Below are 20,917 nucleotides of genomic sequence, written 5' to 3'. Positions count from 1 at the left end.
AGGAGGCTCCATGGCCGATTCTCTGGCGCTGGCGGCAGGCCAGCTTTCTCTTAATGCATGGCAGGGGAAGTGGGATGAGGTCCTGGCTGTCCTCGAACAATATCCCTCGCTGATTAATCATGTTTCGCAGAAAAAAGGCTATTCCGCGCTGCATCAGGCCGCGTGGCACGGTGCGGATTTAACGGTCATTGGGCGCTTGTTGCAGTTCGGCGCGGATACCCAGCTCAAGACGCACGATAAACAGCAAACGGCGTATGACATTGCCGTTAAGAAGCACACACAGCGCCAGGATCTGTGGTTTGTGCTTTATCCGGCCCCGCGAACGCTCGCCCAGTTAATGCGTAAGATTTTCGCCCAGGGCATGCCGGAGTTGATGAATTATCCCGATAAGTTGCTGATGGACAATCTGGTGATGTTGCTCAGTGATGAAGAGTGTGTTTCGCCAACGGCCAGTGTGAAGGAGCGCTTTTATGGCGCCTTTATGGCGATGACGGGAACATCGCTCTCTACGCCCTTTGTACGCCACGCCTCGATTCCCCCGCACTGGTGGGTGGATACCGACTACTGGCGTGATGAATTTTTACCCCAACTCCTGGCATTGGAAAAACGCAAATCATGCATTCCGCTGGAACACAGTTGGGCAACGATTGGCGATCTGCTGACACCGGACCACTCTGGTTGGGGACTCAGGGGCGACCCCTGGTTATGGATGGAGATGCGCAAATCGTTATCCCGTGTCCCGCTGCCGGACACGCTAAAAGAGCTGACCGCGCTGCTGCGTAACGTTGTGCTCGCGCGAACCAATTCATCCATGCTTGATGACGATGCGGTCTATATCCCGCGTTTTTGCCGCGGCGGTATGAGCAGCGGCCATATTTCACTGCGTTTCTGGGAACAGAAAGCCATCCCCTCCATTGTGGAGCGCGCCGGGTGGCTAAGGGAGATGTGGGGGGCGGGGGAGCGGGGGTAAGGTGTCGCTTGTTCACGAAATATGTTTGTTCATGCTGCGTGAACAATGGTCATTCGTGAACAAGAAGGTTCAGTTAACGCCTTTCAATGCCGTCAAACGTACTTGCGATTGCACAGATAAAGGGTGTTTATACCTGTTTCCAGCATACCGAGCGCAGAGGCTGGATGGTTTCACCGAAGCCTGGACGCACGCTGTTACTGTGTATATTCCGCAGCGTGGCGTCGTTCGTTTTTGTTCGCCAGCCGGGAGCTGGCCATGCGGATGACATCGAAAAAAGAATAAACGATTTCTGGTACACGCTTGTGCAAGAATAAGCAGCGGAGCGCGATGGGCTGCGCTCCGCATATTTCAGTGCGTTACGCTCGCTGTTTATTTGCGGTTTTACCGCTGATCACGCCAATAAATTCCTCAACCTACTTTTGCTTGCGTGCAGACAGTTTATCAACCTGACGTAACGCGAGCATTAATTCCGGCTCTGGCTGCTTCGCGATAATCACGATACAGCCTTCCATTACTTTGATATCGATTTTGGCACCGGTGGCAAAATCGGCAGCTTCCAGCCACTGGCCCTTCATGATAATTGCTGGGATATGCTGGCGATCTTCAAAGCGGCTCGCGTAACTGACGGTGCCTTTACGGTTATTTTCCGGGGAGACTTCTGGATCGGTGAATTCTGCAATAGAATGCGGGGTAGTCATGGTCTCTATTCCTTTTCAATAGGGATTGTGATTAGCGAGGCGCTCGTGTTGCAGCACGGGCGTCTTGCGATAAATACTTGGATATATCATCAGGGAATAGAAGGAAAGTCCAGCTGAAAATAGACTGTAATGGGAATGAACATGAAAAGACTGGATATATCTTTGACGGTTATGAATGCGGAAAATAATATACACAAAATCATTCGGGTTGCATCAAGGCGGCAAGAGAACGAGTCCCCAGGAGCGTATATAAATACGTGACTGGGGTGAGCGAACGCAGCCAACGCCGAGGCAGCTTGAAGGATGAAGTGTAAAAAAGCGCACGGTTCAGGTGCGCTTGAAAATAACGGTCAGGCTTTTTTACGCGAGGTTTTTTTACCCCCACTGGCGGCGCGTTCGGCCTTGATTTTTTCCAGCAGGGCGGCGGCGCTGTTTTCACCGCTGATGAGATCCGGGTTTTCAGCACGCCACTGGGCGGTAAGCTCGCCGCGGAAGGCTTTCGCCAGGATCGACTGGGTGAGGCTGTTGACGCGGGTCAGTGCGTTATTGACTTGCTTTTCAATGGTGTCGGCGTAGGCGAAGAGTTGTTCGACACGGCGGACGATTTCAGCTTGCTCTGGTACCGGGGGGAGGGGGATACCAAGGTTTTTAATAGGACCAAGAAACAGATTTGCTTGGGCTGTTGATTTTGAGTTTTCCTCTATTTCTTTTTGTAATAACGGAGATTGAAGTAGGTACATCATATATTTATTGATAACAAAATCTTGCATTAACTTGATTAATGCAACACTACGAACCATAACATACTTGGAGTTCTCATCTACAAGACATACTCGCCCTATTGAACCAGAGCAGGAGATAAGAATATCTCCGCTATCAGGATCACATCTATTTCTTAGCTTTTGAAATTCAGCATCACTGACATAATCGACATCTGATAGTTTGAGATAGCCATCTTGAATATTTCTTGCTGAAATTAATAATTGCCCAGCAGATTCTCTTTTTGGAGTTTTATGTTCACCATCAGTAATTTTAGTAGCTATTGATTGTAATTTTACATATAGCCAATCTGAAGGTATTTGATATTTTCTATCAAGTTTAAAGTATGTTAAATCTTTCTTGACTATTTTTTTTGCTATCAATTTATTTTTGATTTTTTCAATTTCTTCTTCAACAATATTTGAATTATTGTTCATTCTCCATTCAGTAGTTAAGTCTCCATTTACTGCAGCAGCTAGCACCGTCTGACGAAAACGTTTCAGGATTTGTGGGATTTGCTCAAGACGTGTTTTGGTGCTGTCTACCTGCGCCAGCAGCGTATCGAGTTTTTCGGCGATGATTTTTTGTTCAGCAATGGAGGGGAGATTAATTGTAAGAGCTTTCAAAACTTCCAGGCGTATTCCTTTTACCGTTGTGCCAGTTCCTAAACTTTCAATTAGCTGTGCCTGTGAACGATACCAGTGAATGAAAAAATTACGATCCACTTCGCGAGATAGGAATAGTGCTTTCAAGTCTTGGTTAATTGCTGAATCAAAAGATGCCGTAACAATTTTTCCCAAACTCATACGGGTCGCAATAATCGGTGTCCCAGCAGGAATGATATTTGTACTGCTATTTTCTACAGCATCACTGGTGATATGGTCGATAGTATCTGTAAGGGCATGTTTATTCATATCCTTGACACTCATCCAAGGTATATCCCCTTGATAATACTCCGGGATTGCTTTGCTTGGGGTGCCTCCACCAATAATAGCAAGAAGTATATTATCCAAGTCGCTTTTTACCCACCCTTCCGGCAATTTCCCCCCACTCATGCCTTCACCTCACCAAACGCTTCATTCAACAACTGACGCTGCGCGTCCGCTTCATCCCCCGCGCCCAATTCGCGCATCAGCGCATCCAGCTCGCCCAGCGCCTGTACCAGTTCGCCCATCGCCTCTGCCGCCAGCACGTCCGGCTCCGGCAGGCTGTCGGCGTCGATGCTGTCCTTATCCTTCAGCCAGGATATATCCAGCGAATCGGATTTGGCGCTGCGGATCCACTCGCGGTTGAACTTGCGCCAGCGGCTGGTGGCCTGATGTTGATCGGTATTTTTATTCTCTTCGCTGTCGGCAACTTCGCTCTCTTCGGCGTTAAAGCTCCACTCGCCTTCGGTACGCGGGCTTAAGCCGTGCGGATCTTCGCCGTAGACGGTTTCAAACGGCTGCAGGTGCTGCTCGGTAAATGGCGTGCGCTTGCCGAAGCTCGGCATATTGGTACGCAGGTCATACACCCAGACATTTTCGGTGCAATTCTCTTCTTGGTATTTATCGGCGTCGGTGCCTTTGGTGAAAAACAGCACGTTGGTTTTCACGCCCTGCGCGTAGAAAATCCCGGTCGGTAAACGCAGGATGGTGTGCAGATTGCATTTGTTCATCAGGTCGCGGCGAACATCGGCACCGACCCCGGCTTCAAACAGCACGTTATCAGGTAGCACAACGGCAGCACGACCGCCCGGCTTCAGGTTGCGGTAAATATGCTGCAAAAAGGCCAGTTGTTTATTGCTGGTGTTATAGGTAAGGTCATCGCGGGTAATACTGGCTTCTCCGCCCTTGGAGGTACCAAACGGTGGGTTGGCTAAAATGATATCGGCTTTCGCCAGCGACTGTCCGGCCATGCCCAGCGCGTTGCCCTGATGCACCACGCCTTTTTCATCGCCTTCCATTCCGTGCAGCAAGCAGTTCATCAGCGCCAGACGGCGGGTAGATGGCACCAGCTCAACGCCGATAAAGGCTTTATTCTTCTGGAATACGCGCTCTTTGTCCGATAGATCGTACAGATCGTCGGTGTTGGCCTTGATGTACTGATCGGCGGCAATCAAAAAGCCCGCAGTACCGGCGGCAGGATCCTGAATCACTTCGCCCGGCCGCGGTTTGATGCAGCGCACCATGCTGTTGATCAGCGCACGCGGGGTAAAGTACTGCCCTGCACCGGACTTGGTTTCACCGGCGTTCTTTTCTAGCAGCCCTTCATACAGGTCGCCCAGACCGTCTTTCTGCGCGCTAAACCAGTCAATCTGATCCAGCGAGCGGATCAACTGCTCCAGGTGGCGCGGCTCGCGCAGGCGCGTTTGCGCGTCGGCATAAATTGCGGTGATCAGCGGGTCGGCGTGGACCAGTTTGCCTTCGGCGTCTTTACCGGTAGAGAGTTTCAGCAGAATTTGTTTGTAGTCGTTCAGCAGGTTAAGACCGGATTTGCTATTTAAATCGCTCCAGCGGCACCCTTCTGGCAGGATGTGTTTATCCAGCGTTTCCGCTTCGGTATTCTCGTGCACCATCTTGATAAACAACAGTAATACCAGCTCGGTGACGTAATCACTGTAGTTGATGCCATCGTCACGCAGGACGTCACAAAGATTCCAGAGTTTCTGAACGATTTCGTTGTTACTCATAGCTATTCCGGTTGAGGCCGGTTACCCGGCCTGTCTGTCAAAAAATGATGGGGAAGGGTATCACGATCAGGCGGATTTTGGTGCCCACAATGCATCGCTCATCTGATCGAGAATGGTGTCCAGTTGGTTGTCCAGCAGGCTGTTGAGCTTCTTTGTTCCGCCGTCGGCGGAGAACAGGTGATTTACGAAGTTTTTATCCAGCACCACTTCATGGACCAGCTGTTTTGCCAGCCGTTCCAGCCAGCGTTTCTGCACTTTACTCCAGCTATGCTGGGCATAGATTTTGTCCAGCGCCAGCTTCACGCGTTCCTCGAACGGAATAAGCGGTTCACCGAGCGCAGCCTGGCGGATATGCCCAATGATGGTGGCGGCAATATCCTGGCTGCTCTGGGTGCGTACCGCCGAGCGCAGGCTGGCCTCGCTGTAGCCCGCTTCATCCAGCAAAAGACGGATCTCTTTTAACTGCTCACGTGTCAGGTCGCGTGGACGGTTAATCACCACCGACAGCGCTGCGGACTGGTTGATTTGCGTGGAGATAAACTCATTAAAGCTTTGCAGGTAGTCGGCGGGTTTCTGGTAGCGCCCATAGGTTTGCTCTTTGCTGATGAGTTCATCATCATGGTCTGAAATCACCGGGCGGTACTCGCTGCCCAGCAGGGCTCCGACATCGCTTAACTGACGAATCAAACTGCGATGCTGCTTGAGAAACGCCGAGGCTTGCTGCGGGCCAAGCTTATGCAGATGCTGGTGCAATTGCTTTGGCTCCACGCCCCAGAGCTCTTCCAGTTCATTAAGCTTTTTGCGGATTTCTGGGCGTTTTTCGGCCTTTTTCTCCGCTTTACGCAGGACGCGCATAATTTTCTGGCTGAGCTGATTGAGCAAGCTATCCGCCTGCGTTTCCGTTGGGCTATCACCCGGATTGTTCAGCGCCGTTTCCAGCACATCGTCATTCGATAGTTCTTCAACCAGTTGCTCGATGCTGACGCCCACGTTTTTCACCAGCGGCTTCATGGTGTTCACATCCTGAAGCGTGGCGTAGATATCCACCGGATCGTGGATCCAGAAGACGGTTTTACCGATATCGTCGCAGCGCCGGGTGGCGCGGCCGATCATCTGCTCGTACAGAATGCGTGATTTTACCCGACGCAGGAACACCAGATGGGTGATCGCCGGAACGTCAATACCGGTGGTTAACAGATCCACGGTGATCCCAATGCTGGGGTAGCGTTCGTTTTTGAAACGCTTGATAAGCTTGCTGACCTGATCGCTCTTGCCGGTGATCTTCTCAATCGCGGCCTGATTAAAGTCTGGGTTGACCGCGCCCATGGCTTCATCGAGAAGGCGCTTAACCATATCGGCGTGGGCGTCCGTGGCGCAGAAAATCAGCGTTTTTTCATCGCCGGAAGGGTCTATCTCTTTCGCCAGCTCTTCGCAGATCACCCGGTTAAAATCTTCGGTGATGACTTTACGGTTGAAGGCATCGACGTCGAAATTCAGCTCGTCTTCCAGCTCGCTGGTATCGACTTCCCCCGTTTCTGCATCCACGGCACTGACGGTGTCGCCAATCTCAAAGTGAATACCGTATTTGCTGAGCTGGGTTTCATAGCGAACCGGGGGTTCGTGGTCAATCAGCCAGTCTTCCGCCACCGCTTCCCGGTAGGAATAAACATAAACGGGGTGACCAAAAATCTCGCTGGTGTGTTTGGCTGGGGTGGCGGTCAGACCGATTTTTACGGCGTCAAAATAGTCGAGCACCCGACGATAGCTGGAGAGATATTGGGCGTTATCGCGGATAGAGAGTTCGCCCTCGGTCATCTCCTGATCCAGCGTGTAACCACGGTGCGCTTCGTCGATGATGATGCAGTCGTAGGTATCTACCGCAGGCGGCGTGCCGGAACGATAGATCCGGCTGACCATGGATTGCACTGTGGCAACCTGTACGCGGGTTTCTGCTTCTGCCGCCATATCACCCAGCTCGGCGACATTATAGATTTGTGAAAGCGTCTGGTTCTGTTCCAGCGAAGCCTCTTTAAAGGCATCCTGCGCCTGTTCGCCCAGCGCAGAACGGTCGACGAGAAAGAGGATCCGTTTAAAGCGTTCGGCCTTCAGGAATCGGTAGATTAAGCCAATAATGGTACGTGTTTTGCCCGTCCCGGTTGCCATGGCCAGTAACGCTTCACGCGAGCCCTGTTCCAGCGAGGACTCGACGGCCTTAACCGCATTGACCTGGTAATCACGCAGGCCAAGATAGCTAAACGGCTCTTGATGCAATTTGGCTTCTGCTTCCGCCCGGCTACGATGCAGGCGGTCCATCAGGCCTTCTGGCGTGATAAAGCTTTCCAGCGGATAGCGGGTATTGTCAGGCGAGCGAACATCGCGGAACCACGTGCCGGAATATTCGGCGGACTGTTTGATATAAGGCCGACCGTTGCAAGAGAACACGAAAGGAATTTGATAAACGCTATTCACGCCATCTTCCCAGCCTTTGACGCGTCCTTCTTCAGACCAGGCGGGGATCATGGATGCGTCAAACTGAAAGCCTTTGCTGTAGCGTTCGGCCTGGGGGATTTTCCCGGCAGCATTTTCGTTTTTTCTTTTCGCTTCAACGGTTGCGACGGGTGTGAGCCCGCAGAAAAGAACGTAATCTGCTCTGCCATGTTCGTCATCGGCAAAGGTCGGCCATTCCGCAATGGCTTTGTTCACCCCTTTTTCAGGGCGGGAGCCTTTTTTCCAGGTGATTTCCTGAGTATCTGCCAGCCAGCCCCATTCATTGAGCTGCTGGTCAATCAGGATCCGTGTCAGCTCTTCGGTAATGATGTGCTTGCGGGCGTAACTGGACTTGCGGCCAAACTCTTTACGCTGGGCCGTAATGGCTTGCTGTGTTTGCTGTGCAAGCTGTGCCTGCAAAGCGGTGAGCTTCGCTTCATAATTTTGCTGGAGCGTTTGTAGATCCTGCTGACTCATTTCCAGCAACTGTTGTTGTTCTCTGGCCTCAATATCCATTTCGTGAGCCAGCTGTTCATATTCTTCTTTTTGCTGTTTAAGTAAATTCTGAAGCTGCTCGCTGGATTCCAGCTTTTGGTTCGCTGCCAATAAGATTTGTTTGAGTTGTTCGATGGCAGATTGAGATTTATTAAGCTGTTCACTTGGATCATGCGGTGGAATAAAAGGGCCCGGATTAAACTGACTACCGGCATCACCAAATGTCTGGTGGAACCAGATTGCCAGCGCTCGGGCGACTTTCAGCGCATCCATCGCTTCACGGTGACGGGTCTGGAACTGATGTGTCGCTTTATTACCTTCAATTCTCAGCGTATGAAATAACTGACGGATGGCAGGATCAAACTGTAATTCCCTGTCCAACCTGTAGAGCAACTCTTGCTGGTTTGGATTATCTTCCCGGCTAATATTCAACCGGGCAGCAATATTTTGCGCCAGCGCTTCACCAAACTGGCGTAGCTTCATCAGCGTGGTATTGGGATCGCTGGAGAATAGCCGTTCTGCGGTGGCGGTGATTTGAACCAATAGCGGATCGTATTCTGCCAGGAAATCAAAGTTTGTTTGCTGAGTTGGGCTGGCGGTTGTCAAAGATTAAGCTCCTTGCAGCGATCACCCGCAGCGTATTGCTGAAAATGCAAAGGGTGAAAAGGTTCGTTTTGCGAGACGTCTTCCAAAATCATAACGCTGCACGTTTTTTTATCAAGCGTTATAAGAGCAGGATGTTGTGCGTAACACTTTAAAAAGGCTAAAGAATGGGAGTGATGAGTAATTTGTAGATAGTGATGATGTCTGAGTGATGGGAAGAAGAGGGCGCGACCTTACTGGCCGCGACTTTTCGTGCTTATGACTCAATTTCCAGCTCATCAAACAGCTGTAAATCTACATCCAGCAGCTCAACCGCATTACTGCGCCTGATCCCGACGTTATTTTCAATCAACAGCTCCAGCAGACGGTCGCCGTCGATCAATGTGATCGGTGCAGCTCCGGGAAACAACGCCGCTTCTGCGCATTTCGCCGCAAATTTTCCAGTGGTGATAAGCGTGCCGCGAATGGCTTTGTGGTAGGGCAGCGCGCCACGTAGCTGGTCGATATACGGGCGGGTGATGGTGTTCTGCATCCGTTTTACCTGCACCACTTCGGTAATGGTAGTGATGCCGACCTGCACTTTACCGACCACGTCCACACCTTTATCGCCAGAGGCTTTGGTGACTTCCACCTGTTCGTAGCCCATGGCTTCCAGCAATTGCCCAACCAGATGCTCAAACTTGTACGGATTCATGGTGCTGATTTGCTCGCGCAGCAGCTCTTTTTGTTGCTGGTTATAGCGTTTCGCTGCGTCGAGCAGCTCTTTGCGTGGATCGGTTTTACGTTCAGGCAGCGCCTTGCCCAGCCACTTTCTTCCGGCGTCGGTGATTTTGTAGCTCATCCCTTCACGGGCGACCAGGTCGCGCTCAATCAGGTTATACAGCCGGGCATAGAGGGTGGTTTTGACGGAGCTGGGGGAGGCGAATTTGGAGTGTTGATGTAAGAACGCCTGCCATTCGGGTAGCAGATCGGCGCGCCGTGCCTGCTCGCGCCCGGCCAATAGCTCCAGTAATTGCAGCATACCTTCGATATCGTCCAGCCGACGAAGTGTGGCTTCATCCCCGGCAAGAAAGAGTCGCCCTTGTTCGCTGGGGTACCAGCCGCCGTCCTCATGGGTTTGCATCAGATCGAAAAGCGGGTTGTTGATAAACATATAACAACCGTAGCTGTGGCGCGGATTAAGGACGTGGTTATCTGTCTTCCAGATCTGCCAGGCGATTTTCGCATCCTCGCCGCTGAGCCTTTCTTTCAGCCAGATATCCGGCTCGGACCAGTCCACGGGGTTCTGCGGTGTACCGGTCTGTTCCTGAATGGCGGTGATCATATTTCGGACCGATTTTACGGAGCACCCTGCTATGGCTTTCATCATGGCCCGGGTTTGTGCGTAGGTCGGGAACAACGGAGTAATGACTTTATAATTTCTCATGACAATCCATTCACCGAGTAATTTGTTACATCATGCCATTTTCTAAGGTTTGATAAAGTGCCTGTGGCCTTTAAATATCTTTAATTTCATTCGATTGCTTGCCGTGTTGTGGCTTCCCGGCTGCGCTACGCTTAGCCGGGCTACGGACCGGAAGTGCCTGGCGAGCCATGCTGCGCGATCAAAACAAAAGTCGTCCGATCTTCCCGGCGGTAGTGGGCGAGGATACGTTTCGTGCGCTTAAAATTTACGCACGTTGCCTCTGCGGGATGAGTGTATAGGCTGAGAGTTTGTACGCAAAACCTGTAGCAGGTGACAAGGCGTTACATCCTGTATGGCGCGTATCTCCTGCATTTCGGCATCACGACGAGGGGGAGAAGGTAATGAATACCATGAAAGCCGCAGTCTATTTTCAACCAGGAAAACCGGATGTTCTGCATTATCGCGATGTGCCCCTGCCGGTCTGTGGCCCGGATGATGTGCTGGTCAAAATTGAAGCTATTGCGCTTGAGGGCGGCGATTTAATTAATCGCGCGACTGCAGCGCCAGGGCCGCAGGGGACAGTTCCCGGTTATTCGGCGGCGGGCAGCATTGTTGCCGTCGGCGCAAACGTGAAAGACCGCTATCCAGGCCAACGGGTCGCAACCATTGCCCTTGCAGGTTCTCATGCGCAATACCGTATGGCCCCCGCAGCGTGGTCCTGGATTATCCCGGATGGGCTGGATGTAGCCGCCGCTGCGGTCATCCCCGTCAGTTTTGGTACGGCTGCGCGAGCCCTGTTTTCACGCCTGAATCTGAAGGCCGGTGACACGCTGCTTATTCAGGGCGGAGCCGGGGGCGTTGGGGTCGCGGCGATTCAACTGGCAAAGGCCCGGGGCGCACGGGTGCTGGCAACGCTTTCCGGTCGCGAGCGTATCGCGCAACTCGCTCAGCTTGGGCTGGATGTGGCGCTGGACTACCGTCAGCAGGACATCGTCGCAGAAGTAAAACGGCTGACGGAGGGCGCCGGGGTGGACAGCGTGTTGGATCTCGTGGGGTCAACGCTGGACCAGTCTCTTGCCTGTCTTCGTGAGTGGGGAACCGTGGTGCTGGCAGGTAATGCGGGGGGAACCCCGCATGTCGATTTGATGGCCTTACAGCAGGCGAATCAACACCTCAGCGGGCTATTCTGGGGGCGAGAACTGGCGTATGAAGAGGCCAGGGCGTCCGTAGACAGGCTACTTCTTGATGCGCGTGACAAGCAATTTAGTGTCGTGATCGACAAGCAGTTCGCACTGGCTGACGTCGTGGCCGCGCATCGTTATGCCGAAGAGAATCGTGTGCTTGGACGCATCATTCTGCGCCCCTGAAGACGACGCCAGCCTGTGTGGCTGGCATTTTCCCCTTTCGCATTCCATGCTTTATCACAACTCCGTTTCTTGATACTTATCATGATAACTATTATCCTCCTCACCGCTTAATGAGGAACCTCACATGACCGAAGACGAACTGTTTGCCCGCAGGCCGCTGGGAATGCGAATGGCGATGATTGTGCGCCAGTGGCGCGCCACCATTGATCATGCGCTTGCCGATACCGGCCTCACCCAGTCGGGCTGGACGGTGCTGATGCAGCTTCGCCAGCTAGGCGATAACGTCTCGGTCAGTGAACTGGCGGAAGTGCAGGGCATCGAACTGCCGCCGCTAATGCGTACCCTCACGCAGCTTGAAAATCAGGGATTGCTTGTGCGCACCACATCCCCCTATGACAAGCGCATCCGCCTGCTGACACTCACGCCAGAAGGTCATGCCATGCTGGAAAAAATCACCCGTGTGATTGAAGCCTGTCAGGAACGTGCGGCGCAAAACATCCCGGCTGAAAATATGGACATTTTCAGCGCGACATTGAATCAGATCGCCTGCAATTTGCGGAATATCCGCGAAGAAGATAACAAGACTAAATAAATCATGATGACGCCAGAACAAAAGTTTGCCCGCTGGGTAAGGGTGAGTATTGCCTCTTTCCTGCTGATGTTTGTCTACTTTATCGTTGCCGATATCTGGATCCCGCTGACGCCGGACTCCACCGTAATGCGCGTGGTGACCCCGGTGTCTTCGCGCGTTTCCGGCTATGTTGCGAAGGTCTACGTGCAAAATAACAGCGTGGTGAAGAAGGGCGACTTGCTCTACGAACTGGATGCCACGCCGTTTAACAACCAGGTGGAAGCCGCGCAAATCGCGCTGGCGCAGGCGCGTCTTAACAATCAGCAACTGGATGCGCAGATTGCGGCAGCCGAAGCGAACCTGAAAACCGCACAGCTTACCGCGCAAAATGACAAAGTCACCTTTGACCGCTATCAGCGTCTGGGGGCGATGCAAAACGTCTCGCAATCTGACCTGGATAAGGTGCGCACGACCTGGCAGAGTAGCGTGCAGTCGGTCAATAACCTCAATGCGACGATCCACGCCCTGACTATCGAACGTGGCGAGCGCGACGACCGTCGCAACGTGACGCTGCAAAAATATCAAAATAGCCTTGAGCAGGCGCAGCTTAATCCTGGCTGGACGCAGGTGCGTGCCGAGGTTGACGGTAAAGTGAGTAACCTGCAACTGAGCCCCGGCTATTATGCCGCTACCGGCAGCGCAACCCTGGCGCTGGTGCATGACAGTGCAGATATCGTGGCGGATTTTCGCGAGAAAAGTTTACGTCACACCCGCGTCGGTACCGATGCCGCCGTGGTCTTTGATGCATTGCCGGGCCATGTGTTTCGCGGCCATGTCACCAGCAGCGATGCCGGGGTGTTAGCCGGGCAGCAAGCGGTTAACGGTGAGCTGTCGGAACCGGAAACCTCCAACCGCTGGGTGCGTGATGCGCAGCGCATGCGTATTCATGTGGCGCTGGATGACGCCTTGCCCAAATCCCTGCCGACCGGCGCGCGCGCCACCGTGCAGCTATATAACAGCGAAGGGCCGTTTGCCCGCTTCTTCTCGGGGCTGCAAATCCATCTCGTTAGCTGGCTGCACTATGTCTATTAATACCCTCGCGCGCGTCTTTACGCCGCACGGCAACATCGTCTATACGGCGAATGATTTTCGCCAGACGCTGCGCATTGTGTTTGCCGGGATGATCGCGCTGAGTATCTCGAGCTTTTACAACACCAGCTATGGCGTCTTTTATGTCGTCTACCCGGTGATGTTGCTCTCGCTGGTGCCAGTGTTTAACCGCCACATGGCGAAGCAGTTTATTTTTAGCGCGGTGCTGAATTGCGTCGAAATGGTGCTAATCATCGGCTATTTGTCGAAATGGCCGCTGATGATGACGCTGGTGGTATTCGGCCTGTATGTGATGCGTTTTCGCTTTATGAGTAAGGGGCCACTGTTCCTGTTTGGTTCGGCGGGAGTGGTGTGTCAGAGCACGATGCTCAACTTTATGAGCTACCCGACCAGCGACTGGCACACGTTGATTTTCTCCAATATTGAAGCCAGTGTGATGGCGGTAGCGCTCAGCGCGCTGATGAATTACCTGATCCCGGATGTGGCGCCGCGCAATTCGCCGCCGCGGATCGAAAAAAACGATGCCCGTGTGCGGCATGAGTCCCTGCTTTCCGGGACCGTGGCGACGATGATCTTTGTCGTGTTCCAGATAAGCGATCTCAGTGATTCGCTGTCAGCGCTGATGGCGGGTATTTTGATCCTGTTCCCGATGCATTATCGCGGTGCGGTGATGAGTTCGTTGTGGCGTGTGGTGGGGGTGATTCTCGCCTGTCTGTATATCCTGCTGGTGCAGTTGATTCTCTACAATCACAGTAGCCATATGTTGTTGATGATGCCGCTGATAGGCCTCGGGCTGGCGTTTAGCGCGCGACTGCACGTGATGGAAAAGGTGGGGGCGGGCGTCGGTTTTTCCAGCGTTACCACCATCGGCATTATGTTCGGGCAGAACCTGCACCCGGATACCGACCTGGTGTTTAGCGATCTTTATCGCATTGTGTCGGTGACGGTCGCTCTGTTGGGCACACTAACGATGGTGTTTCTGGTGCATCTGATCTTAAACCGTTTCGAGGCGACGCGGTTTGTGGTCGAAGATCAGTAGATTTTTTTCAGATCCATCTCTTCCTGAATGCGTTCGCTGTAAGCGGCGTGCGTGCGGATAGCTTCATCGATCCCGGCGTTGAACAGTGTTGGGCCGATATTTTCAATGACGAAATCGACAAAGAATTCGGCGTCGAATTGTTCCAGTTCGAGGTCGAAGTTGTCGGTGCAGTAGCGTTGCAGTTTTTCGCGAAGCATCTCGCGTTCGCTGTGGCTGAGATCGATTTTGCTCATCGGGCTTCCTGGTAAGAGAAAAAGGGCATCATAGCAGAGCTTCGCGGTAACGCGCTCCCGGATGGCAGCGCAAGCGCCTTATCCGGGCGACGACGCATACACCGCCACCTGCTCAAACGCTTCTCCCTCGCAGCGGTAAATCGCCTGGGTCGCGCCGGGCAGCACCCACTGCTGTTCGGTACCGGGCGGGCACTGCAGACGAATGCATAACCCGCAGCCGCCGCGCAGGGTGCGCGGGATATCCGCCACGCGAAACGACACGCCGGATGCCTGCAACAGTTTGCGGGTCTGCACGACGCCTACGGTGGAGTGAAATAAAAACAGGTACTCTTCCATCAACGTCCCCTCTGGCGCTGACCAATCAGCGCCGCGCCAATCGCCCCCGCGTATTGAGCATCGTCATGGGTATGCACCGCCATCTTCAGATGCTCGCTCAGCATGGCACGGAAACGGGCGCAATGGCTTACGCCGCCGGTAAACAGCAGCGGTCCCTGAGTGGTGAGCCGCGATATAAAATGGCTGCTGCGTCGTGCCATCGCATTGATCACACCCGCCAGAATCGCCTCGGGAGCAACGCCCGCTGAGCGCAGGCTGATCACTTCTGATTCGGCGAACACGGTGCACATGCTGGTCAGCGGATGCGGCGCGATGCCGTCGGTGATCCCATCCAACGCTTCCACCGTAGTACCCAGAGTGCGTGAAATGACGTCCAGAAAGCGCCCTGTTCCGGCGGCGCATTTGTCGTTCATCAGAAAATCGGTGAGATTGCCCTGTTCATCAAGCTGGATAACCTTGCTGTCCTGACCGCCGATATCAATGACGGTGCGTGCCTCCGGCAACAGCAGGCGCGCGCCCAGCCCGTGACAGGAAATCTCTGTTACCTGCTTATCGGCAAAATCCACCAGTTGCCGCCCGTAGCCGGTAAGCGTCAGGAAGGGCTTTTCCTCCAGACCTGCCCGCAGTGTCTCCCAGGTGTCATGGATGCTGTCCGCCGGGCGAAATGACGTCGGGCAGAGGAAACGCCGGACAATGGTGTTCCCCTCCAGCAATATCCCTTTGGTGGTGGTTGAACCGGAATCAATACCTATCGTGAACGTCACCCTGACCCCTTAGAGCATCTCGATAAACGCGGCGACACGGGTGCTGAGCTGCCCGATATCGGCGGTGGAGTAATCCGTCTCAATCGCCATGTAGGGAATGTTGTGCTGCTGGCGCACGTGGCGTTTGATGGCGAGCGATTCCACCGCGTAGGTGTGGCAGGCCTGCAAAATCACGTCCACCACGCCGTCGGCCTGGTACTCCTCGACCATCTGGCTCAGCAAACGCAGGCGTTCGGGATTAGGCGAAATGCAGGAGCAGCCAATCGCCAGATATTTGTCGGTCAGCGCGTCGTAGACATCACCGTCCTCCGCCACATTGCGTTCGGTAGCTTTCGCCCCGGTGCAGTTCTCGTAGCCCACTACCCAACCGCCGTTCTCTTCAATGACACGCACCACTTTTTCGGCCGCGCCGCCAATCGGGCAGCCGGTGATCAGGATGCGCGGACGGGATTCCAGCCGCTTGCCCTGTTCCCACTCGGCCTTCACGCGGGCGGTCATCTCATTGAGCTCGGCAATCAATGCGTTTTTATCGAAACGGAAGGTCGCGCCGTATACCACTTTCAGGATGTCTGTCCCGCTCAGCGCGGGTGGATTTAACTGCCCCAGACGGTAGAAATCAGCCGTTGCCTGACGTTCACGGTTTTTCAGTACGATGGCCTCGCGCAGGGCGGCTTCGCTGATCGGCTGGCCGAAGCGCTCCTCGATGTGCTGTTGCAGGCGCAGAATTTCCGATTTCCACAGCGCCCGGGAGGCGTCATCCGTCGCGCTGTTAGGCAGTTGCATTACGTGGACGGCTTTGAAATCTGCCATGTATTCGTACATTTTTTTCTTGCCGTCGCAGGTGGTTTCGCCCACCACCAGGTCGGAAAAATAGAAGTACGGACATTTGTCGGTTTTACCGAAACCATAGCTGCTTTTAATCAGCGGGCAGAGATTACGCGGCAGATCTTTTTCGGCTTCTTCAATGGTTTCGTCGTTGGTGGAGCACAATGAGACCACGACTGCTCCCGCGGCCATCGCGATTTCCTGCGGCATAAAAGTACAGTAGGTGCCGACCAGCGGGATCCCCTGTTCTTTCAGTTCCATCACGGTGAGAAAACCTTTCTGGCGGGCGTCGGAGAATTGCTCAAATACTTCCGGAAGTTCTGTAATAAGAGACATGATTTTTCCTTCCCCGTAACACGGGAGACAATGAAAAAAGAGGCGGTCTGCTGCCGCCGAAGGAAGAATTATAACCTTATTGAATATATGGAATTGTTGATCTGCCGCGAGATTAGCGGCATTGAGCGCTTTCGTACTGCTGTACCCGTCGCACCAGACGGTTGAGGCAGAGTATGGCAACGCCGCCTGTAACCAGCGCCAGCAGATGAAATGGAATGCGCCCGCCGCCGGAGAACCACAGCCAGCGTGCGCCCTCAATGGCGATCGCCACGGTGCTCAGCACCACGATATTGAGCGACGCCGACACAGTGCCTTTCGGTAAGTTATTCGTAAACAGCGTAAAACGAAAAAGGGTCGAGAAAATCAGACCGATACCAAAGCAATAGATACTGGTGCCGGCTACCGACCAGAACCAGAGGTGCGGAAAGAGCAGATTGCCGGCGAGCAATGTCACCAGCCCGATAAGCTGGATGGGCACGGTACGACGGATATAACGCGGATTGGTCGGATCTTCCACAAAGCGCATCACCACGATATTGGCGGCGATCAACGCGCCAAAGACCGGGATCTGCGCCCAGGCGAATTCCGCCGTAGTCATGCCACCTGCATCGATCAGAATCACCGGGGAGACGGCCACCCAGGACATGAGCGGAATGTAATAGAGCGCGAGCGTGGCGGCCCCGTTGAGGAATACGCGGTTGCGAAATACCGCGCAAAAGTCATGGACGACGCTCATTGCCCGTAGCGGCGTCTCCTGCCTTTTAACGGTTTCCGGCATCGCCAGCATCAGCCCAAGCCAGGCCACAAAACCGAGGACGGCGATCGCCGCGAAAATCACCTTCCAGTGGACAAAATGCATTAACGCAGCGCCGCCAAGGGGCCCAATCACCGGGGCCAGCAGCACCGCCGAGGTGATAAGCGACATCAGCTTAATGGCTTTGGTCGGTTCAAAGGCTTCCTGAACGGTGACGTACCCGACCGTGGAGATAAAACAGATGCTGGTGCCCTGAATAAAGCGCGCCGCCAGGAACTGTTCAAAGGTGGTGGTGAACAGCGTGGCGATACAGGCAAGGGTAAAGATAAGCGCCCCGGTCAGCAGCACCGGGCGGCGACCAATTCTGTCGGACAGAGGGCCTAACGCCCATTGCAGCGCCATGCCACCTGCCATATACAGGCTGACTGAGAGCGGGGCGAGGCTGACGTCGCCATCAAAATCGCGCACCACCTGAATGATGCCCGGCTGGATCATGTCGGTGGTGAGGTAGGCGGCAAAATCGTACAGCACCAGCGCCATCGGGAAGATAAAGACCCCGGCGTAACGGGCGAAAAATGCGGGCTTCCATGACATAACAGTCTCCTTTTACGGTTTTTCTTACCGCGCTCTTCTATTGTGCGAGCAGACAATTTATATGTCGACGTTAATTTTGCCTGTTTTTTAACCGGCGGGCAGTTGGCACCTTTGCGTTTCACATGTGCGCTGGCGCCGCTGGCTCATACCGGGGCCGTTTTGGGGCTGCGTCATGACCAACCGCAGAAATATTCACGTTTTTTATGATATTTTATGGCGATTCGTCAGGCTTTGTTCTTTACACATCAAGCGAAGCTGACAATGGGTTGGTGGTTATCAATCAGTAAAAATTATTGAAGTGATAAAATAAAACAACGGATTCATCGGGAGAATGTTAGATGGCATCCAAAAAATTTAAAAATGCCTTTATTTCAGCAGCCATTGGTTGCTACCGCTTTTTAACGGGAAATAAGCTTTGTGGTGCAAGTGAATATAATGCAGAGCGCGTAAAAAGCATTGCCATTTTTTCTACAACAGCACTTGGCGATTTGATACTCAATACACCGGCAATCCTGGCTATAAAAGAACGGTATCCTGATGCCGCGCTGACGCTTATATCAAGCCATAAAAATAAGGCACTCGTTGAAAATAGTCCGTGGTTCGAAAATATTATTTATTGGGATCAAAAAGTTAAGAATGTATCGAGTGTCGCCAGGCGCCTTCGTGCCTGCAAACCGGATGTGGCGGTCCTGCTCCATTCCAAGAGTCCGTATGATGTGCTTTGTGCTGCTCTGGCTAAAATCCCTTTTGTGCTAAAAGATGCGTACAACGGAAGCGATCTGGCTATGCGTAAGCAGGTTACGTCGATGCCTGAAAATAATTATCCTGGCCATTTAATAGAGCGAAAGCTAGCGTTGGTCAATTTAATGGGATGTTCTACAGAAAATATTCAGATGCAGATCCCTTATCCCGTCAAAAATATCTCAACTTCGCCAGATAAAGTGGTCGTTGGTTTCCAGTTGGGCGCTTCTGAAAAATTGCGCCAGTGGCCGGTTGAATATTTCAGAGAGCTTGCAAAATTATTGCTCGCCGCGGGAAATAATTTCGAAATAGCCCTGATCGGTTCTCCAGCCGAAAGGGGACTGGCAGAAGCTTTTCTTGATGGGTTTAGCAATCAGGAACTCGGCAGGATCAACGATTATGTCGGGAAATGCTCGTTGACCGGACTGGTTGAGTGCATTGCCGGGTTCGATGTTCTTGTTACCCCTGATACCGGGCCTCTTCATCTTGCGGTTGCCCTTAAGGTGAAAACGGTCAGCCTCTTTGTAACCGCAAATCCCGCTCATACCGGGCCGCTTCAGGATCCTGAACGTCATATCGTCATTAAGGAATCTCCCAGGCAGGCGATGGAGCTTGCCGAATATCCGGATCAGCCTATGGCAATCATTAAGCCTGAGAGAGTCCTTACCGCTGTGCAACGTGTGGTCACGGCAGAGGAAATGTAACACCTGAGCGGAGGTGAGTAATTAACATTCATGGCACTGTTTTTTGTTGCTTTTTTCACCCCGTGGGCAGCGAAAGCAGGGCGGGGATCTGCGAGAGCAGGTAAAGCACCAGGCCAATCGAGCCGCCGACCAGCGTGCCGTTGATGCGGATGAATTGCAGGTCTTTGCCAATATTCAGCTCGATCTGGTGCGACATATCGCGGGCATCCCAACTTTTCACCGTATCGCTGATATGGCGGGTGAGGAACGCGGCAAAATCCGGTGCGACGCTGTGAGCCGCCTGTTCCAGGTGTTCGTTAAGCGATGTACGTAGCGCGCCGTCCGCCAGCAGCGTTTCGCCAAACCACAGCCCGGCTTCGGTGGTGCGCTGTTTAATGCGTGAATCGTCGGCCTGCATATCGGCTTTCATCCAGTCGCGCAGATCACCCCACATCTCTCCCAGATAGCGGTTAAACGCGTCATCTTCTTTCAGGTAGCGTTTAATGTTATCGGCCCTGGCGGCCATCTCCGGGTCGGTTTTCAGATTAGCGATCAGTTTCAGTACGGCTTTATCGAAGGCCCGGCGGATCTGGTGTGCGCTATCGTGGGTGACATCATCCAGCAACGTATTCACCGCGCGGGTAACCATCACGGCGCTTTGTTCACCCAGCCACTCGGTGGGCAAAATTTTGGCCTTACGCGGATGCTCCGTTTTCAGCCAGCGCACGACCTGGCTGGCGATAAAGTCCCGGCTGCTCTCTTTTTGCAGTAACAGGATCATCTGGCCGATCAGGGCATCCAGCAATACCTGGTGGCGCTGGTTTTTGGTCATGCTCTCCAGCATCAGCGCGCCGGTTTCTGTGAGATCGACTTTATCGATCGCCCGATGTACCGCGCGTTTAAGCAGGTTTTTGATGCGCGTGTCGTCTGCCAGCTCCAGAAATCCGCTCATGACCTGCATCAGGTGCTGGCCGACACGACGGGCGTTATCCGGCTGGCTGAACCAGACACCAATCATCTGCGCTGGCTGATGACGGTGAATGAGTGCCACCAGCGACTGGGTGTCGAGAAATTTTTCCTGCACGAACTGGCCGAGGTTGTCGCCAATGCGATCTTTATTGCGTGGGATAATGGCCGTGTGGCGGGAGATAAAAGGAATAGGGACACGGCGAAAGAGCGCCACCACGGCGAACCAGTCTGCCAGCGCACCGACCATTGCCGCCTCTGCAATGGCTTTCACCCCACTGACCCAGAAGTTGGGTGGCAGAAAAAGGGTAACGATGAAGATCGCAGCCGCGATCAACAGTAATGAGAGCGCCAGGCGTTTGGCACGTTTGAGTTCTGTGATTTTGTTCATGGTTTAAGCATAGAGCAGAGACGCAGTTTCGCTTGGTTTTCAAAGTGAAACGTGGTGGTGACCGTTCCCCTCACCCCGGCCCTCTTCCCAAAAAGGTGAAGGCGAAAGGCAGGGCGAAA

General features: G+C 53.3%; 17 protein-coding genes. 6 read left to right on the top strand and 11 right to left on the bottom strand.

Features of this window, described 5'->3' with window-relative positions:
- The first annotated feature begins 10 nt into the window (after window positions 1-10).
- A complete protein-coding gene (locus ABIB59_RS19720; protein WP_354036695.1) occupies window positions 11-970 on the top strand; it encodes an ankyrin repeat domain-containing protein in 960 nt (319 codons plus the stop codon).
- 413 nt (window positions 971-1,383) lie between these two features.
- On the opposite strand, the gene symE is transcribed toward ABIB59_RS19720, so the two are convergent.
- The 5 genes from symE to ABIB59_RS19695 all read right to left on the bottom strand — a co-directional run bounded on the left by symE (window position 1,384) and on the right by ABIB59_RS19695 (window position 10,109).
- Window positions 1,384-1,668: an endoribonuclease SymE gene (gene symE / locus ABIB59_RS19715; RefSeq protein WP_354036693.1), complete on the bottom strand. Its 285-nt coding sequence runs from the start codon at window positions 1,666-1,668 to the stop codon at window positions 1,384-1,386.
- Window positions 1,669-2,018: 350 nt separating this feature from the next.
- Window positions 2,019-3,482, bottom strand: coding sequence for a restriction endonuclease subunit S (locus tag ABIB59_RS19710; RefSeq protein ID WP_354036691.1), 1,464 nt, complete (start codon window positions 3,480-3,482; stop codon window positions 2,019-2,021).
- Window positions 3,479-5,098 carry an N-6 DNA methylase gene (locus ABIB59_RS19705; protein WP_354036689.1) on the bottom strand — a complete coding sequence of 540 codons (1,620 nt, stop codon included), beginning with the start codon at window positions 5,096-5,098 and terminating at the stop codon, window positions 3,479-3,481. Before ABIB59_RS19705 ends, ABIB59_RS19710 begins: the two co-directional genes overlap by 4 nt.
- Before the next feature lie 66 nt (window positions 5,099-5,164).
- Window positions 5,165-8,686 (bottom strand): type I restriction-modification system endonuclease, encoded by a 3,522-nt coding sequence (hsdR, locus tag ABIB59_RS19700; protein ID WP_354036687.1) that lies wholly within the window; start codon window positions 8,684-8,686, stop codon window positions 5,165-5,167.
- Window positions 8,687-8,939: 253 nt separating this feature from the next.
- On the bottom strand, window positions 8,940-10,109 hold the full coding sequence (locus ABIB59_RS19695) for a restriction endonuclease (RefSeq protein WP_354036685.1): 1,170 nt from the start codon (window positions 10,107-10,109) through the stop codon (window positions 8,940-8,942).
- Between the two features lie 380 nt (window positions 10,110-10,489).
- Here ABIB59_RS19695 and ABIB59_RS19690 point away from each other — a divergent pair, with 380 nt between their 5' ends.
- The 4 genes from ABIB59_RS19690 (at window position 10,490) to ABIB59_RS19675 (ending at window position 14,175) form a co-directional block, all read left to right on the top strand.
- Window positions 10,490-11,455, top strand: coding sequence for a quinone oxidoreductase family protein (locus ABIB59_RS19690; protein WP_354036683.1), 966 nt, complete (start codon window positions 10,490-10,492; stop codon window positions 11,453-11,455).
- Between the two features lie 124 nt (window positions 11,456-11,579).
- Window positions 11,580-12,047: a MarR family transcriptional regulator gene (locus tag ABIB59_RS19685; RefSeq protein WP_039078208.1), complete on the top strand. Its 468-nt coding sequence runs from the start codon at window positions 11,580-11,582 to the stop codon at window positions 12,045-12,047.
- A gap of 3 nt (window positions 12,048-12,050) precedes the next feature.
- Window positions 12,051-13,118 carry an HlyD family secretion protein gene (locus tag ABIB59_RS19680; protein ID WP_354036680.1) on the top strand — a complete coding sequence of 356 codons (1,068 nt, stop codon included), beginning with the start codon at window positions 12,051-12,053 and terminating at the stop codon, window positions 13,116-13,118.
- On the top strand, window positions 13,108-14,175 hold the full coding sequence (locus ABIB59_RS19675; protein ID WP_354036678.1) for a DUF2955 domain-containing protein: 1,068 nt from the start codon (window positions 13,108-13,110) through the stop codon (window positions 14,173-14,175). Before ABIB59_RS19680 ends, ABIB59_RS19675 begins: the two co-directional genes overlap by 11 nt.
- Here ABIB59_RS19675 and ABIB59_RS19670 read toward each other — a convergent pair.
- From ABIB59_RS19670 to mdtM, 5 genes are all read right to left on the bottom strand, one after another.
- Window positions 14,169-14,408 carry a DUF2164 domain-containing protein gene (locus ABIB59_RS19670; protein ID WP_039078211.1) on the bottom strand — a complete coding sequence of 80 codons (240 nt, stop codon included), beginning with the start codon at window positions 14,406-14,408 and terminating at the stop codon, window positions 14,169-14,171. The two genes, ABIB59_RS19675 and ABIB59_RS19670, sit on opposite strands and share 7 nt — an antisense overlap.
- Window positions 14,409-14,486: 78 nt before the next feature.
- Window positions 14,487-14,744 carry a putative Se/S carrier protein gene (locus ABIB59_RS19665; protein WP_354036676.1) on the bottom strand — a complete coding sequence of 86 codons (258 nt, stop codon included), beginning with the start codon at window positions 14,742-14,744 and terminating at the stop codon, window positions 14,487-14,489.
- Complete coding sequence (gene yjiL / locus ABIB59_RS19660; RefSeq protein WP_103244961.1) at window positions 14,744-15,508, bottom strand: putative 2-hydroxyacyl-CoA dehydratase activator YjiL; 765 nt, start codon at window positions 15,506-15,508, stop codon at window positions 14,744-14,746. Before yjiL ends, ABIB59_RS19665 begins: the two co-directional genes overlap by 1 nt.
- 9 nt (window positions 15,509-15,517) lie before the next feature.
- A complete protein-coding gene (locus tag ABIB59_RS19655; RefSeq protein WP_354036674.1) occupies window positions 15,518-16,669 on the bottom strand; it encodes a double-cubane-cluster-containing anaerobic reductase in 1,152 nt (383 codons plus the stop codon).
- Between the two features lie 112 nt (window positions 16,670-16,781).
- Window positions 16,782-18,017: a multidrug efflux MFS transporter MdtM gene (gene mdtM / locus ABIB59_RS19650; protein ID WP_354036672.1), complete on the bottom strand. Its 1,236-nt coding sequence runs from the start codon at window positions 18,015-18,017 to the stop codon at window positions 16,782-16,784.
- A gap of 338 nt (window positions 18,018-18,355) precedes the next feature.
- Between mdtM and ABIB59_RS19645 the strand changes: the two genes are divergently transcribed.
- Complete coding sequence (locus ABIB59_RS19645; protein WP_354036671.1) at window positions 18,356-19,462, top strand: glycosyltransferase family 9 protein; 1,107 nt, start codon at window positions 18,356-18,358, stop codon at window positions 19,460-19,462.
- Window positions 19,463-19,517: 55 nt separating this feature from the next.
- Here the strand turns inward: ABIB59_RS19645 and ABIB59_RS19640 are convergent, their stop codons facing one another.
- Window positions 19,518-20,798 (bottom strand): DUF445 domain-containing protein, encoded by a 1,281-nt coding sequence (locus tag ABIB59_RS19640; protein ID WP_354036669.1) that lies wholly within the window; start codon window positions 20,796-20,798, stop codon window positions 19,518-19,520.
- Window positions 20,799-20,917 lie beyond the last annotated feature (119 nt).

This window comes from Citrobacter sp. UYEF32, from assembly GCF_040546205.1.
GTDB lineage: Bacteria > Pseudomonadota > Gammaproteobacteria > Enterobacterales > Enterobacteriaceae > Phytobacter > Phytobacter diazotrophicus.
The sequence above is the reverse complement of the archived record's forward strand: the minus strand, read 5'-3'. Positions and strand labels throughout refer to the sequence as shown.